Raw genomic sequence first — 14,755 nt, 5'->3', positions numbered from 1 at the left:
GGTTAATATCGGTAAAGAATCCGTTAAGAACCGCCTCTGTTTTCATTCAGGCATCGGTTACTTTCGTTTAAAATTTTATACTATGTCATTTGAATGGAAAGGAGTATTTCCCGCTTTACTTACACCGTTTACCGCTAACGATGAAGTTGATCTGCAAATGTTTGAAAAGAATCTACAGGCACAACTTGACGCAGGCGTGCATGGTGTGATCATTGGAGGTTCACTTGGCGAAGCCAGTACTATTACTGCAGAAGAAAAGGAATTACTGATCAAACATGCGATCAAATTCATCAACGGTAGAATTCCGGTGATCATGAATATTGCAGAGAGCACAACTAAAATTGCGGTGCAACAGGCAGCCAATGCCAAATCATGGGGTGCAGCAGGCTTGATGTTGTTGCCACCAATGCGTTACAAAAGTGACGACAGGGAAACAGTGGAATATTTTAAAACCATTGCGAAGTCAACTGATCTGCCGATCATGATCTATAACAATCCGGTTGATTATAAAATTGATGTTACGCTTGATATGTTTGAAGAATTGATCGAATGCAGCAACATCACTGCTGTGAAAGAGAGTACAAGAGATGTCACCAACGTAACACGATTGATCAATCGTTTTGGTACACGTTTAAAAATTCTTTGTGGTGTTGATACATTGGCAGTGGAAGAATTGTGTTTGGGTGCTGATGGTTGGGTTGCAGGATTGGTATGTGGTTTCCCGAAAGAAACAGTAACAATTTACAATTTGGTAAAGGCAGGCAAGATTACAGAGGCAGCAGCTATATATCGCTGGTTCATGCCATTGCTTGAACTGGATATTCATCCCAAGCTGGTGCAGTATATTAAACTCGCTGCAACACAAGCAGGAATTGGAAGTGAATATGTTCGTGCCCCACGCTTAACTTTACAGGGCAGCGAACGGGATCGTATTTTAAAAATCATTAACGATGGACTCGCTGCACGACCGGTTTTATAATCCATCAAATAACAAACATGAATTTAGCAGATACGCCCTTACATGAAATTGATGCTTACATGCAGGAAGCATGGAAAGCATTTTATATCTACCGTAAAAAAAGTTTGAAAGAACGTGCAGCTTTTATGCGTTCCATTGCCGTTGAGTTGGAAAACTGTGGTGATACCTTGATTCAAACTGCCATGCGTGAAACGCATTTACCTGAAGCAAGATTAAGAGGCGAACGTGGCCGTACTATTTTTCAATTGAACAGTTATGCAGCTGCATGCGAAAATGGTGAATGGCTCGAAGCAAGTATTGACACAGCGATTCCTGATAAAGTGCCTGCAAAGCCCGACATCAGAAAAATGCTGATACCAATGGGGCCTGTTGTGGTTTTTGGTTCAAGCAATTTTCCATTTGCGTATTCAACAGCAGGTGGTGATACAGCATGTGCATTGGCTGCGGGTTGTCCTGTTATTGTGAAAGCGCATCCTGCACATCCCGAAACATCGCACATAGTAGCAGATGCAATTTTTAAAGCAGCTGCATTTAATAATTTACCATTAGGTGTGTTTACACATGTATATGGTGCAGGGTTTGAAACAGGAAAAGCATTGGTTACACATCCGCATACAAAAGCAGTTGGCTTCACCGGTTCGTATGGTGGCGGCAAGCAATTATTCGATTGGGCCAATCAACGTAAAGAACCGATTCCTGTATTTGCAGAAATGGGCAGCGTGAATCCTGTGTTTTTATTACCTGAGAAATTGGCAAGTGATGCAACAGGCATTGCAACAGCATATGCGGGTTCCATTACATTAGGTGTGGGACAGTTTTGCACCAATCCCGGGTTGATCATCGCCATTGAAAGTGAAGCATTGAAAACATTTACGCATGATCTGGGTAAAGCAATACAAAAAACACAACCTGCTGCTATGTTGCATGCAGGTATTGTAAAAGCATACAAAGAGAAGAAAGGAAATGCATTGTTGCAGGATGAAGTGCACCTGGTAGCAGAAAGTGAAACTGCTGTGAAAGAAGATGAAGGATTACCAACAGTTGCTACTGCAAGTGCAGAAACATTTTTAAACAATCCATTGTTGCACCAGGAAGTGTTTGGTCCGTATTCACTCATTATCCGTTGTAAGAATGAAGCAGAGATGTTGGCTGTTGCACAGCGACTGGAAGGACAGTTGACGGCAACACTCATGGCAACAACAAATGAGTTGAAGAAGAATGAAGAATTGATCGAAGCTGTAAAAAATATCTGCGGTCGTTTTATATTGAATGGTGTGCCAACCGGTGTAGAAGTTTGTTTAAGTATGCACCATGGTGGCCCGTTTCCCGCAACAACCGACAGTCGTTTTACAAGTGTTGGTGCTGACGGTATTAAACGTTTTGCACGACCGATCTCTTTACAAAACTGGGATAATGAATTATTGCCCGATGAATTGAAGAATGAAAATCCATTAAATATCTGGAGAAGAGTGGACAGTGAGTTGACGAAGAAACCCGTCTGAATCATTTTAATCACAGAACCATCCATGCGAAATTTTTTTCTTTTTCTGATCTTGCCTTTTTGTGCTGTTGCGCAAAACAAGAGTACAACAGGCGTACAAAAGATCGCTGCTTTTAAGCAACAGCAATTGTTATTGCAGCAATCGCCGTATAAAGATCTGCAGTGGCGCTTAACAGGGCCCGATAACCGAAGTGGCCGCAGTACCGACGTGGTGGGTATTACCGGTAATCCGAATGTGTTTTATGCAGCTTTCGCAACAGGTGGTTTATGGAAAACAGAAGATGCAGGCACTACATGGAAACCCATCTTTGATAAGGAAGCTACACAATCCATTGGCAATATTGCATTGGCTCCGTCAAACTCCAATGTATTATATGTTGGTACTGGTGAAGCAAATATTTTCCGTGCATCATTGCCGGGAATTGGTATGTATAAATCAACCAATGCAGGTAAAACATTTCAGCATATTGGTTTGGAAAATACAGGAACGATAGCACGTGTCATTGTTCATCCAAAAAATGCAGACGTTGTTTATGTGGCTGCAAGCGGTAACGAGTGGACGGATAACAAAGACCGTGGTGTATATCTCACAACTGATGGCGGTAAATCATGGAAGAATATTTTGTTTGAAAGTGAGAAGAGCGGTTGTATTGATCTGGTGATGGATCCAGGTGATCCCAACACATTATACGCAAGCATGTGGAACCGCATCCGCAAACGCTGGAGCGATCCAGTGCCTGAAGTTGGCGATCATATTTATAAAACAACCGATGGCGGTAAAACATGGAAGAAGATCAGCAAAGGTTTGCCTGATACAAAACTCACCGGAAGGATAGGCCTTGCAGTTAGTCGCTCTAACCCGAATGTATTATATGCATTTGTTGATGATCATAATAAAAAACGTGATCCCAATCCAGGTGAAACGGATAGCTATGAACGTAAAGTGCAGAAGGTAGTGATTGGCGCTGCTATCTATCGAAGCACTAACAAAGGTGAAAGCTGGGAGAAGATGGGTGAAGTGCATGATTTCTTAAAACCATTTTCAGGAACCTATGGTTGGGTGTTCAGCCAGATAAGAGTGCATCCGAAAAATGAAAACCGTGTATATGCATTTGGTGTAGAGAAGGCGATCAGCGAAGATGGTGGTAAAACATGGAAGGTTTGGGAAGCAACAGATAAGCAAAGTGAGTGGACACATGGTGATCATCATGCATTGTGGATCGATGAAGAAAATCCTGATCGTATGATCATGGGCGATGATGGTGGTGTTTCGATTACGTATAATGCCGGTGCAAAATGGAAAAACTTCTTCGATGAAATTCCTACAACACAATTCTATACGGTTGCATACGATATGCAAACGCCCTTCAACATTTTTGGTGCGGTGCAGGATGAAGGAACAATGAGCGGCAACGTGAGCAATACGTTTGGAATAGCAGCAGATACAACACTTCGTCCGTGGCGCATGGCACCAGGTGGTGAAGGAACACAAATTGCAGTTGATCCTATTGATGCAAATATTGTGTATGCTTCCTCTTACTATGGACGCTTGATGCGTACTGATATGAGCAAAGGAAGAAGGGAAGGCACAAAACAGTTCAAGCAATTTGATGTAGGTCGTATTGATTCCTTGCGTGGCGAATGGCTGGCAGCAACTATAATGAGCAAGTTCAACAACAAAGTGTTATATCATGGTTTGCAGCATTTGTACAAAACAGAAGATGGCGGTGAAACATGGAAGATGATCAGCAGCGATTTGTCGTATAACAAGAAACAACGCAACGGAAATTATCCTTACTTAATTTATCACCAGGCCATCACTGCAGTTGCTGAAGGTGATAAGGCAGGTGTATTGTACGCCGGAACTGATGATGGTCGTGTCTGGTTGACTACAAACGATGGTGGTAGCTGGAAAGAAATCACTAAAGGGCTTCCGTATAATAAACATGTAGCAAAAATTGCTGCATCTAAATTCAAATCATCAAGAGTGTATCTTGTTTTGAATGATCGTCGTGCGGATAATCACATGCCTTATGTATATGTAAGTGATGATTATGGTGCAACATGGAAATCGGTTGCTTCTAATTTACCGGCTTCTCCCGCAAATGTAATCGCCGAGCATCCCGACAATGCAAATGTTTTATTCTGCGGAACCGATTTTGGTGTGTACATGAGTAAGGATGGCGGTAAGAAATGGATCGCTGTAAACGGAAATATTCCTGCATCTGTTTCTGTGAACGATCTGTTTATTCATCCGAGAGATAAAAAATTAGTGATCGGTACATACGGCCGAGGTGTGTATGTGCTCGACGATTTAAACAGTTTACAATAATGGCAACTAGCCCGATCATAAAAAAATATCCCAACAGTTCGCTCAATCGTTTCGGCGGTTGGGTGTTTCATTGCATTGATGCGCATACTTGTGGTAACCCTGTTCGTTTGGTTGCAGAGGGAGGTCCTGCTTTGGAAGGAAAGAACATGAGTGAAAAACGTCAGCACTTTTTAAAAGAATATGATTGGATTCGAAAAGGGTTGATGTTCGAACCACGTGGACATGATATGATGAGTGGAAGTATTCTCTATCCACCGCATGATCCGCAAAATGATGTGGCCGTATTGTTTATTGAAACAAGCGGTTGTTTGCCGATGTGCGGACATGGAACCATCGGCACTATTACCATTGCTGTTGAAGAAAAATTGATCGTACCAAAAACGCCGGGTGTTATTCGTATGGAAGCACCAGCGGGGCTCGTGGAAATTCAATACACCAGTGAAAAATCGAAAGTGAAAAGTGTAAAATTGAAGAACGTACCTGCTTATTTACACTCAACAGAATTAATCGTAGAATGTCCTGAGTTGGGTGAGTTGGTGGTGGATGTTTCTTATGGTGGAAATTTTTATGCTATTGTGGATGTGCAGAAAAACTTTAAAGGTCTGGAACATTATGCAGCCGATAAACTCATTGCATGGGCAAGAGAGTTACGGAAGAATATCAACGCAAAATATGAGTTCGTTCATCCGAAAGATGCAACGATCAATGGTTGCAGTCATATTTTATGGACGGGTGCCGTGATCGATCCCACATCCACTGCACGTAATGCGGTGTTCTATGGCGACAAGGCAATTGATCGTAGTCCATGCGGTACTGGTACTTCTGCACGTATGGCGCAATGGTATTCAAAAGGTAAGCTGAAGAAAGGTGATCAGTTTATTCATGAAAGTATTATCGGCAGTAAGTTCATTGGTACCATTGAAGAAGAGTTAGAGTTGAATGGCATCGAAGCGATCAGGCCCGGTATTGAAGGTTGGGCAAAGATCTATGGTTACAATACCATCAGCATTGATAAAGATGATGATCCGTATGCGTATGGGTTTCAGGTTATCTGAACCATGATTTATAGGATGAACAAGATGGAATCAAGAAAACAGAGTTTTCGCATAACAATAATTTATTTACAAGTTTTCAATAGCTGGTTACATGAAAAAAGTATTTCTCCTTTTACTTGTTTGTCTGTTTCAATTAAACCTGTTTGCACAAAACGGTTTGCAAAAAATTGAGTTCATTAATTTTTCACAGGTGAATGTGACGGATGCATTCTGGAAGCCAAAGATTGATAAAGTTGCGACCAAAACATTAGCTGCCTGTATTTATCAAACAGAAGTAGCCACACCACGTCTCCGCAATTTTGAACGTGTTGCAAGAAACAAAGGTGAACAACACGAAGGTATTTTTTACGATGACAGTGATGTGTTCAAGGCATTGGAAGCAATGGCCTATTCATTGAAGACACATCCCAATGCAGAAATGGAAAAGAAATGCGATGAGTGGATCGATAAGATCGCTGCTGCACAACAACCCGATGGTTATCTCAACACATGGTACACCTTAAAAGGCTTGCAGGATCGTTACACCGATATGAGTATGCATGAAGATTACAATGCAGGTCATATGATTGAAGCAGCAGTTGCATATTTCAATGCAACAGGCAAGCGCAAATTTTTAGATGTTTGTATTAAATGGGCCGATCATTTTGATGCCTTGTTTGGCCCCGGTAAACGTCATTGGGTAACGGGTCATCAGGAATTAGAGTTGGCATTGGTGAAATTGTATAAGACAACTAAGAATGAAAAATATTTAAAGCTGGCCGATTGGTTATTGAGCGAACGTGGTAAACGGTTAGCAAAAGGATATACATGGACCGATTGGAAAGACACGGCTTATGCACAGGATGTATTGCCGGTGAAAGAACAAACACAAATTACAGGTCATGCTGTACGTGCCATGTATATGTACACAGGTGCAGCAGATGTGGCAGCACAAACAGGTGATATAGATTATATGCGTGCCATGAAAAAGGTTTGGGAAGATGTGGTGTATCGCAACATGTATATCACAGGTGGTATTGGCTCTGCAGGAAGTAACGAAGGTTTTAGTAATGATTATGATCTGCCGAATGAACAGGCTTATTGCGAAACCTGTGCAAGTGTAGGTATGGTGTTCTGGAATCAACGGATGAATGCACTTACAGGTGATGCCATGTATATGGATGTGTTGGAACGGAGTTTATACAATGGCGCTTTGGATGGTTTGAGTTTAACCGGCGATCGTTTCTTTTACGGTAATCCGCTTGCATCACGTGGACAACATCAACGCAGGGAATGGTTTGGTACGGCTTGCTGTCCGGCAAATATTGCACGCATGGTAGCATCGCTCGGTGATTATATTTATGCAAAGAGCAACGATGGTATTTATGTGAATTTGTTTGTTGGCAGCAATACAAGTATTCAGTTGCCGAAAACAAAAGTGGATGTAAAGATGGAAACGAATTATCCCTGGGAGGGAAAGGTGAAAGTGACATTGAATGTAACAAAGACACAAAAGTTTAAATTGTTCTTACGGATACCAAGTTGGGTGGAAGACAACAGCAATACAGGAAATCTTTACAGTATTGCAAATAAAACCGGTAATATAGCTGCTTTAGTGGTGAACAAAAAACCGGTACCTTATAAAAACGAGAATGGCTATGTTGTTATTGAAAGAGAATGGAAATCTGGCGATGAAGTGTTATGGATATTACCAATGGAAACAAAGGTTGTTATGGCAAAAGATTCAGTGAAGCAAAACAACAGCCGCATTGCCATTCAACGTGGACCAATTGTATATTGTGTTGAAGGTGCAGATAACAATAATAAAGCATGGAATATTGTGTTGCCGCCAAACACAAAGTTTGAAACGATCGATTATAAAATAATGGATGAACCGGTGAAAGCATTAACAGCTGAAGTACCTGTTGTTCTTGTTGCGGAAGATGGCTTGTCGATCCGTACAGAAAAACGAAAGATCATTGCCATCCCTTATTACACATGGGCCAACCGTGGTAAAAATGAAATGCAGGTGTGGTTGCCTACAACTATTAAGGATGTGAAAATTAATTACTGATAACAACTATGAAGAAATTAATCTGTACAGTTACATTATTGTCTTCGCTGCTTTTATGTGCTGCACAATCGTATATTCCTGAAAGGAAGAATGCAAAAGTAAAAGTGCAGCCTGTTGTACAGATAAAAGCATTTGCTTTTCCGTTGAGTGATGTGAAACTGTTACAAAGTCCTTTTGCAAAAGCAATGCAGTTAGATAGTGCTTATCTGCTATCGTTAAGTGCAGATCGGTTGCTGTATCGTTTTTATGAAAATGCAGGATTGCCCGTGAAAGATTCTGTGTATGGCGGATGGGAGATATTAGGTTTATCAGGTCACACGTTGGGTCATTATCTTTCGGCTGCATCGATGATGTATGTGTCAACAGGAAATGTTGAATTTAAAAAGCGTGTTGATTATATCGTTGCAGAACTGGAACGTTGTCAGCTGGCACGCAAAACCGGTTATATTGGCGCCATACCAAAAGAGGATTCCATATTTGGTAAAGTAGCAAAAGGAGAAATCAAATCATCCGGTTTTGATTTGAATGGTGGATGGAGCCCTTGGTACACCGTGCACAAAGTAATGGCCGGTTTATGTGATGCGTATTTGTATTGCAACAGCAACAAAGCATTGAAGCTGGTAACTGGCATGGCCGATTGGACATACAACACCGTCGATCATTTACCCGATTCAACACGATTAATGATGTTGAACTGTGAATATGGCGGTATGAATGATGTGCTGGCGAATATCTATTCCTTCACCGGCAATAAAAAATATCTTGATCTCTCGTATAAATTTTACGATGAGTTTGTAATGGGTAAACTGGCACAACGCATCGATCCTTTGCCCGGCAAACACAGCAATACCAATGTGCCCAAAGCAATTGGCAGTGCAAGACAATATGAGTTAACCGGAAACAAAAGTGATCAAACTATTGCTTCCTTCTTTTGGGAAACAATGGTGCATAATCACAGCTATGTAATTGGTGGCAACAGTAACTACGAGTATTGCGGCGAATCAGGTAAACTAAACGACCGTTTAAGCGATAACACCTGCGAAACCTGCAACACCTACAATATGCTGAAGCTGACAAGACATTTATTTGCATGGCAACCTTCTGCACAGTTAATGGATTATTACGAACGTGCTTTGTACAATCATATTCTTGCATCGCAAAACCCCGAGAATGGCATGCTGACTTATTTTGTTCCATTACGTATGGGAACAAAGAAGCAGTTCAGTGATCAGTTCAATACATTCACTTGTTGTGTGGGCAGCGGTATCGAAAATCATGCAAAGTATGCCGAACAGATATACAGTTACGATGGAAAGAATATTCTCTTTGTGAATCTTTTTATTCCATCGGTATTAAACTGGAAAGATAAAAAGATCAGCATCACACAAACAAATTATATTCCGGAAAGCAAACAGGTTAGACTTGTTGTTACCGCTGCAACGCCAACTTCGTTTATACTGAAGATCCGTAAGCCATCATGGAGTAATGCAACTGCTGTTATAAAAGTGAACAATGCACCTGTAAAAACAGAAACAGATGCAGCCAGGTACTTAACTGCAACACGTTTATGGAAAACCGGCGATGTAGTAACAGTTGATCTGCAGATGGAACTTTACACCGAAGCAATGCCGGATAATCCTAATCGTATCGCATTCAAATATGGGCCATTGGTGTTGGCTGGTTTGTTGGGCAAAGAAAAGCCCGATCCTGTTATTGGTGTGCCAGTGTTATTGACTTCAAACCGCAATGTGAGTGATTGGATCCAATCAACTTCTTCGTTGCAATTTCAAATGAAAGCGGTTGGTAAACCATTTGATGTAAAGCTTATTCCTTTCTACCAAACCTATGATCAGTATTACAGCGTTTACTGGGATTATTTTACCCCGGAAGAATTCACCAAACTGCAGGCCGATTATGACGCAGAGAAAAAACGTTTGCAACAAATTGAAAACAGAACCATCGATAACTTCCGTGTTGGTGAAATGCAACCCGAGCGTGATCATAACCTTAAAGCAACAGAACGTTCTTATGTAAGCGATGCGATGGACAGAATGGGGCGTGAAGCAAGGAGTAATAATTCTTTTGAATTTGAAATGAAAGTGGATGCATCAACAAATAATTCATTGTTGTTTACCTACATTGGTGATGATAAAGACAGAGTATTTGATATTTTAGTGGATGGCGTAAAGCTTGTTACGGTAGAATGGAAAGGAGGTAAGACGGGTAAGTTTTTTGATGTTGAATACAAGCTGCCTGCAACCATGATCAGTGGTAAAACAAAGATCATTGTGAAGATCGATGCGAATCATGGAAAAACTGCAGGTCGTGTTTTTGGCGTACGAACAATAAAGGATCAACAATAAATTATGGGCAAAGCAATTGTCATTGGCGGCGGCATTATTGGTTTAAGTTCTGCTTACTATCTGCAACAAAGCGGTTGGGATGTAACGGTATTGGATAAAGGCGATTTCTCCGATAACTGTTCATATGGTAATGCAGGGTATGTTTGTCCGAGCCACTTTGTACCATTGGCAACTCCGGGTATTGTAACACAAGGTTTGAAATGGATGTGGAATTCAAGAAGCCCGTTCTATGTTGAGCCACGTTTAAATGCTGCCCTTATTTCATGGGGGTTAAAATTTATGAAGAGTGCCACTGCAAAACATGTTGCTGATACAGCAGTGCCTTTGCGTGACATTGCATTATTCAGTCAGCAGCTTTATGAAGAGTGGACGAAACTTCCGGACTTTGATTTTGGATATGAGAAAAAAGGGCTGCTGGAAATGTATCAAACAGAAGCGAATGAAGAGCATTCGCATCATGTTGCGGAAGTATCACACAAACTAGGTTTGGATGCAGTGATGTTGTCGAAAGATGAAGTACAGGCCATGGAACCTCAGGTTGAACTCAACATACGTGGTGCTTTGTATTTTAAATGCGATGCGCATTTGTATCCACAAAAATTAATGAAAGGGTTGATGGGTATTCTGCAACGCAACGGTGTGCAGTTAGTTCCTGATTCGGAAGTAAATGGATTTATTAAAAGCGGCAAACAAATAACGGCTGTAAAAACTTCAACAAAAACTTACGATGCAGATGTGGTGGTGATAGCAACCGGTTCCTGGTCGAGAGAAATTGCGGCAATGGTTGGAATGAATTTGCCACTAATGCCCGGTCGTGGTTATTCTGTTACGTTAGAAGATTCGCCTTTTATATTTAATCATCCTGCTGTGTTGCAGGAAGGTCGTGTTGCTATTACGCCAATGGATGGAAACAAGATCCGCTTTGGTGGCACAATGGAAATTACCTCAACTAAAACTCCTCCACGATTTAAACGGGTGGAAGGCATTCTGAACGCAGTAGAACGTTTCGTTCCCCAATTTAAAATACCACTACCTGCCGAAGATAAAATATGGTACGGTTATAGACCTTGTTCCCCCGACGGGCTGCCCTACATTGGCAGATTGAACAGTAATACAATTATTGCAACCGGTCATGCAATGATCGGCTTGAGCTTAGGTGCAGGAACAGGAAAGCTGGTGGCAGAACTGGCCAACGAACAACTAGCCAGTGTTGATTTAAAACCTTACGATCCTCACCGATTTTCGTAAATTGCTATTCTAATCATTCAAAACGATATGAAAAAAATATTTCTGCTTGTTATTGCTGCTGCTCTCTTCACAGTGGCATCTGCTCAAAAGCAATTAGTAAAATTGTGGTCAACTGATACGCTTTTAAAAGTTCCTGAATCTGTTTTATTTGATGGGAAGAATAATGTCTTGTACGTAGCAAATATTGATGGTCAACCCTGGGCGAATGATGGAAAAGGCTCGATTGGAAAAGTTGGGCTTGATGGAAAGATCATTGCTGTTGATTGGGTGAGTGGTTTGCAGGCTCCCAAAGGCATGGGATTACACAAAAACAAATTATACGTTGCCGATCTTACTGAATTGGTAGTGATAGATGTAAAGAGCGGAACTATTATTGAACGAATTGCAATTGAAGGTGCTGGAGGTTTGAATGATGTGTCGGCCGATGAAAATGGAACTGTTTATGTAACCGACTCACGTGCAAGACGTGTTTATGAAGTGAAAGACGGTAAAGCATCAATGCTGATCGACAGTTCAAAACTGAAAGGACCGAATGGCATATTAAAGCACAAAGGCAGTTTATATGTGCTTGATGCCGGTAGCATGTATCGCATGGAAAAAGATGGATCGCTCACCAAACTGGCCGAAGGAATGGAAGGTGGCACAGATGGTATTGAAAACGTTGGAGGCAACGATTACATCGTCTCAACCTGGGGGGGTGTAGTTTATTATGTAAATGCTGATGGAACCAAACAGGTTTTGCTTGATGGAAGGGAACAAAAGATTAACTCCGCTGATATTGGTTACGATGCTGCGAAACGTATCGTATACATCCCCACTTTCTGGAAGAACTCGGTGGTAGCCTACGAGCTTAAATAAAGGAATGTGAAAACTTGTCGGACGGTTGTGTGTAACCGTTCGGATGTTCCTAATTTTACAAAACGTATGGACTGTACATCGCAACGGATCACTTACCGTAACACGGCTGCTTTCTCATCAATTGTATTGGATTACCTGGATAATGCTGAGGCATTGCAGCCTTTCTATGTGCACAGGCCCAATCTTGAAGGTATTAAGCAGGCAATTGCACAACGTTCGGCGTATAAGACCAACCGTAAAGTGTTGGTCGATCATTTAAAAAAACAATATAGTTCCGTAAGTGAATCAGTAGCGGTTAACCGTAATATCGATTTGTTGCTGAACGAACATACATTCACTATTACCACGGCGCATCAGCCCAACTTATTTACCGGTCCGCTTTATTTCGTTTATAAAATTCTGCATGCCATTAAACTTGCTGATACTTTAAAACAGGAATTGACGCAATACAACTTCGTACCTGTTTATTATATGGGTAGCGAAGATGCAGACTTTGAAGAATTGAGCTATGCTACAGTGAATGGGGTAAAATATCAATGGGCTACGAAACAGAACGGAGCATTTGGAAGAATGGTTGTTGATAAGCATATCACACAACTCATCCATGCAATTAGTGGACAGTTACTGGTTGAACCACATGGCAAAGAAATAGTAGATGCATTGCTCGCTTGTTACAAAGAGAAAACAACCATACAGGATGCAACATTTGAGTTTGTACATTTTCTGTTCGAACGGTTTGGATTAATTGTGATCAATGCTGATGCGAAAGAACTTAAGCAGCAAATGATCCCGGTATTTGAAGATGAGTTGCTGAATCGTTCATCGGCAAAAAAAGTGGCAGATACAATCACTAAACTTGATGAGCATTATAAAGTACAGGCAGGTGGCAGAGAGATCAATTTATTTTATTTTGATGAAGACCTGCGTGAAAGGATAGAAGCTGATGGTGAAGGTTTTGCGGTTGCAAATTCAACAATTAAGTTTACGAAAGATGAAATGTTGAAGGAATTGAATGAACATCCGGAACGATTTAGTCCCAATGTAATTTTGCGTGGGTTATACCAGGATACGATTCTTCCCAACATTGCATTTATTGGTGGCGGGGGAGAGTTGGCTTATTGGTTAGAGTTGAAAAATGTATTTGCACATCATCATGTTCCTTTTCCTGTGTTGGTATTGCGTAATTCTTTCCTTGTAACACAAAAGCAATGGATCGGGAAGATAGATAAGCTTGGTTTTACGGTTGAAGATTTTTTCAAAAGCAGCGAAGCATTACTCAATCAATATGTACATCGCACAACAGTCAATAAAATTCAACTCAACGGCAGTTTAACCAAAGCCGAAGAGTTGTATGAATTATTGAAGGAACAGGCAGCAACTGTTGATCCCACCTTGTTGCAACATGTTGAAGCATTAAAAGTAAAAGCTGTTTATCGCTTGCAGGAACTGGAAAAGAAGATTATTCGTGCAGAAAAAAGAAAGTATGCCGATGAACAACGCCAGATACAAACGATCAAACAACAACTGTTTCCCGGTAATGGCTTGCAGGAACGTAAAGAAAGTTTTCTAAGCTTTTATGCAAAGCAGGGAGGTGAGTTTATTGATGCATTGTATCAACACTCTCTTTCACTGGAACAGGATTTTGTAGTATTAACCATTAAGTAAAATGTTATTTGAACATCCTTATAAAGAAATTAGTTACCATTTCTCCGGCGTCTTTTAACTCCTTTAGAAAAAGTTTTTTATCTCTTCTGTAGTCCAAGAAATAGCCAATAAAAGGAAGTAAAAAGGCACACAATAGCAAAGTGCATACAATGATCTCTGCTATAGTTCTTATCATATATGTTAATCAAACTTATTATCCCAGCCCTGTTGTTTCAACTTGTTAACCTTGGTGAGTACTTCATCATTCATACTTGTTTTATAAGTTGAAATTTTCGCAGCCACTGTTTCGTCAAATGTTCCAATGATCTCTGCTGCAAGTATGCCTGCATTTTTTGCGGCATTTAAAGCAACGGTAGCAACTGGTACACCATTCGGCATTTGTAAAATAGAAAGAACAGAGTCCCAACCATCGATCGAGTTCGATGATTTTACAGGCACACCAATTACAGGTAAAATTGTTATACTGGCAACCATACCCGGCAAATGTGCTGCACCACCTGCACCAGCAATAATTACTTTCAATCCTCTATCTCTTGCAGTTTTTGCATATTCCACCATACGAAGGGGTGTGCGATGAGCAGACACAACCGTTAATTCATAATCGATGCCAAATTCTTTCAGGATGTCGGCTGCTGGTTGCATAACAGGAAGATCGCTGTCGCTACCCATGATAATACCAATGATTGGAGTTGCCATAAATT

10 protein-coding genes are annotated in these 14,755 nt (G+C 41.0%); 9 read left to right on the top strand and 1 reads right to left on the bottom strand.

Annotated elements, in window-relative coordinates; translation table 11 throughout:
* The first annotated feature begins 82 nt into the window (after window positions 1-82).
* The 9 genes from WG954_RS00605 to bshC all read left to right on the top strand — a co-directional run bounded on the left by WG954_RS00605 (window position 83) and on the right by bshC (window position 14,054).
* The gene (locus tag WG954_RS00605) at window positions 83-979 is read left to right on the top strand and encodes a dihydrodipicolinate synthase family protein (RefSeq protein WP_340432581.1); all 897 of its coding nucleotides are present in this window, start codon (window positions 83-85) and stop codon (window positions 977-979) included.
* Window positions 980-996: 17 nt separating this feature from the next.
* Complete coding sequence (locus WG954_RS00600; protein WP_340432578.1) at window positions 997-2,481, top strand: aldehyde dehydrogenase (NADP(+)); 1,485 nt, start codon at window positions 997-999, stop codon at window positions 2,479-2,481.
* 24 nt (window positions 2,482-2,505) lie between these two features.
* Entirely contained in the window at window positions 2,506-4,812 is a 2,307-nt protein-coding gene (locus tag WG954_RS00595) for a VPS10 domain-containing protein (RefSeq protein ID WP_340432576.1), read from the top strand.
* Complete coding sequence (locus WG954_RS00590; RefSeq protein ID WP_340432573.1) at window positions 4,812-5,867, top strand: 4-hydroxyproline epimerase; 1,056 nt, start codon at window positions 4,812-4,814, stop codon at window positions 5,865-5,867. The genes WG954_RS00595 and WG954_RS00590 overlap by 1 nt, the downstream gene beginning before the upstream one ends.
* A 91-nt stretch (window positions 5,868-5,958) precedes the next feature.
* Window positions 5,959-7,920, top strand: a complete 1,962-nt coding sequence (locus WG954_RS00585; RefSeq protein ID WP_340432571.1) for a glycoside hydrolase family 127 protein — start codon at window positions 5,959-5,961, stop codon at window positions 7,918-7,920.
* 8 nt (window positions 7,921-7,928) lie between these two features.
* Window positions 7,929-10,283: a glycoside hydrolase family 127 protein gene (locus WG954_RS00580; RefSeq protein WP_340432569.1), complete on the top strand. Its 2,355-nt coding sequence runs from the start codon at window positions 7,929-7,931 to the stop codon at window positions 10,281-10,283.
* Between the two features lie 3 nt (window positions 10,284-10,286).
* Window positions 10,287-11,531: an NAD(P)/FAD-dependent oxidoreductase gene (locus WG954_RS00575; protein ID WP_340432566.1), complete on the top strand. Its 1,245-nt coding sequence runs from the start codon at window positions 10,287-10,289 to the stop codon at window positions 11,529-11,531.
* A 27-nt stretch (window positions 11,532-11,558) separates the two neighbouring features.
* Window positions 11,559-12,389: a strictosidine synthase family protein gene (locus WG954_RS00570; RefSeq protein ID WP_340432563.1), complete on the top strand. Its 831-nt coding sequence runs from the start codon at window positions 11,559-11,561 to the stop codon at window positions 12,387-12,389.
* A 66-nt stretch (window positions 12,390-12,455) separates the two neighbouring features.
* A complete protein-coding gene (bshC, locus tag WG954_RS00565) occupies window positions 12,456-14,054 on the top strand; it encodes a bacillithiol biosynthesis cysteine-adding enzyme BshC (RefSeq protein ID WP_340432561.1) in 1,599 nt (532 codons plus the stop codon).
* 180 nt (window positions 14,055-14,234) lie between these two features.
* Here bshC and purE read toward each other — a convergent pair whose 3' ends face one another.
* Window positions 14,235-14,750, bottom strand: coding sequence for a 5-(carboxyamino)imidazole ribonucleotide mutase (gene purE, locus WG954_RS00560; protein ID WP_340432558.1), 516 nt, complete (start codon window positions 14,748-14,750; stop codon window positions 14,235-14,237).
* Window positions 14,751-14,755: the final 5 nt, after the last annotated feature.

The organism is Lacibacter sp. H375 (genome assembly GCF_037892425.1).
Classification (GTDB): Bacteria; Bacteroidota; Bacteroidia; order Chitinophagales; family Chitinophagaceae; genus Lacibacter.
This window is presented reverse-complemented; position numbering and strand designations above follow the sequence as displayed.